General features: G+C 73.4%; 1 protein-coding gene and 1 pseudogene. One reads left to right on the forward strand and one right to left on the reverse strand.

The genetic code is table 11. The features are described 5' to 3' along the window. Window positions 1–42: 42 nt before the first annotated feature. A complete protein-coding gene (locus tag BZL64_RS37545) occupies window positions 43–711 on the reverse strand; it encodes a class I SAM-dependent methyltransferase (RefSeq protein ID WP_086773447.1) in 669 nt (222 codons plus the stop codon). 151 nt (window positions 712–862) lie between these two features. Between BZL64_RS37545 and BZL64_RS37550 the strand changes: the two are divergent. Next, a pseudogene (locus tag BZL64_RS37550) lies at window positions 863–1,929 on the forward strand (oxidoreductase). Window positions 1,930–1,993: the final 64 nt, after the last annotated feature.

Here is a 1,993-nt window from a genome sequence, read left to right on the forward strand (position 1 = left end):
CTCGGTCGTTTCACACCCGGCTGTGTGCCGGTGCCGGTGGTGTCAGCGCTCGTAGTGGGAGGCGACCGCGGGCTGGCCCGTGTAGTTGGGGCCGGCGGTCGGGTCCGCGCCGGTGTAGCGGAACGGCAGGGTGAGGGTCCGGGCGCCCCGGAGGGTGAGCAGGTGGTGGCGGGGGCTGTAGTGGAAGCCGGCCGCGCGCAGCGCCGCGAGGGCGGGGCGGCCGGCGGGTGAGCCGTCCGCGCGTCGGATCGAGGACGGGTCGAAGTGCGCGGCCAGCAGCCCGTCCGGGGTGAGCCAGGAGGCGGCCCGGCCGAGGAGCCCGAGCTGGTCGCCGACGTAGTGCAGGCCGTGTACGCAGGTGACGAGGTCGTACGTCCGGGTCGGCGCCCAGGAGGTGACGGAGGCGATGATCTCCTCCAGGACGGGCGGGGCCGGGGTGGGGACGAGGGGGCCCACCAGGTCGACGCCGGTGAGGGTCGCGGTGGCGGGCAGTTCGGCGGCGGCCTGGCGCAGGGCACGGCCCTCGCCGCTGCACAGGTCCAGCCAGCCGGGGGCGGGCCGGCCGGCCAGGGACTCCAGGGGGTGGAAGCCGAGTTCGCGGGTGTAGCTGTTCACCCCGGTGAGGCCGCGTTCACGGTTCATGGTGCTGTTGGCGACCACGGAGGAACGTTCCAGTTCGTGCGGGGGAACCACCGGCGAGGGCTTCGGCATGGGGGCATTCTGCCGGGGCGCCGGGTGCTGCGACGTGGCCCGGATCACAGTAGTCGTGGGCGGTCGGCGGAATGGTGGGGGAGGGCCGCCTGGTTGACGGAGAGGGCGGTTCTTGCATGTGCACATACCGTCCGGAATGTCCTATCGGTCGATGCTTGACGGCTCGGCCGATGCCCGCCGCGACCTCTCCGAGGAGTCCCCTGTCGTGACCGCCACTCCCGCCGCTTCCCGCGCCGCCGAGATTCTCGCGCGCCCCGTCTCCCTCAACGGCCTGACCGTCCCGAACCGCATCGCCATGGCCCCCATGACCCGCATGTTCTCGCCCGGCGGTGTTCCCGGCGAGGACGTGGCGTCGTACTACGGCCGCCGTGCCGCCGCCGGTGTCGGCCTGATCGTCACCGAGGGCACGTACGTCGGCCACGACTCGGCCGGGCAGAGCGACCGGGTGCCGCGGTTCCACGGCGAGGAGCAGCTGGCCGGGTGGGCGAAGGTCGCCGAGGCCGTGCACGCGGGCGGCGGGACGATCGTGCCGCAGCTGTGGCACATCGGCATGGTGCGCAACCAGGGTGAGCCGCCCGTCGTGGACGCCCCCGCCGTCGGCCCCTCCGGTGTGCGCCTGGACGGCACCGAGGGCACCGGCAAGGCGATGACCCAGCGCGACCTGGACGACGTCATCGGCGCGTTCGCCGAGGCCGCCGCGGCTGCCGAACGCATCGGCTTCGACGGCGTGGAGATCCACGGCGCCCACGGCTACCTGGTCGACCAGTTCCTGTGGGCGGGCACCAACCGCCGCTCCGACGCCTACGGCGGCGACCCGGTCGCCCGCACCAGGTTCGCGGCGGAGATCGTCGCCGCCGTACGCCAGACGGTGTCGGCGGAGTTCCCGGTCATCTTCCGCTACTCGCAGTGGAAGCAGGAGGCCTACGACGCGCGCCTCGCCGAGACCCCCGAGGAGCTGGAGGCCATCCTCGCCCCGCTCGCCGCGGCCGGCGCCGACGCCTTCCACGCCTCCACCCGCCGCTACTGGGCCCCGGAGTTCGACGGCTCCGACCTCAACCTCGCGGGCTGGACGAAGAAGCTGACCGGGCGGCCCACCATCACCGTCGGCTCGGTCGGTCTCGACGGCGAGTTCCTCGAGGNNGGGCGGCCAAGGTGCTGGCCGGCCGCTTCGACGAGCTGAAGCCCTACGACGCGGCGGCGCTGAAGACCCTCAGCTGAGGTCTGCCGGGCCGTCGGGTTCCTGGGCGGCTCCTGGGTGGGTGGGGCCTGTTGCTTATACACA

The sequence above is a fragment of the Streptomyces bobili genome, from assembly GCF_002154575.1.
Taxonomy (GTDB): Bacteria; Actinomycetota; Actinomycetes; order Streptomycetales; family Streptomycetaceae; genus Streptomyces; species Streptomyces bobili.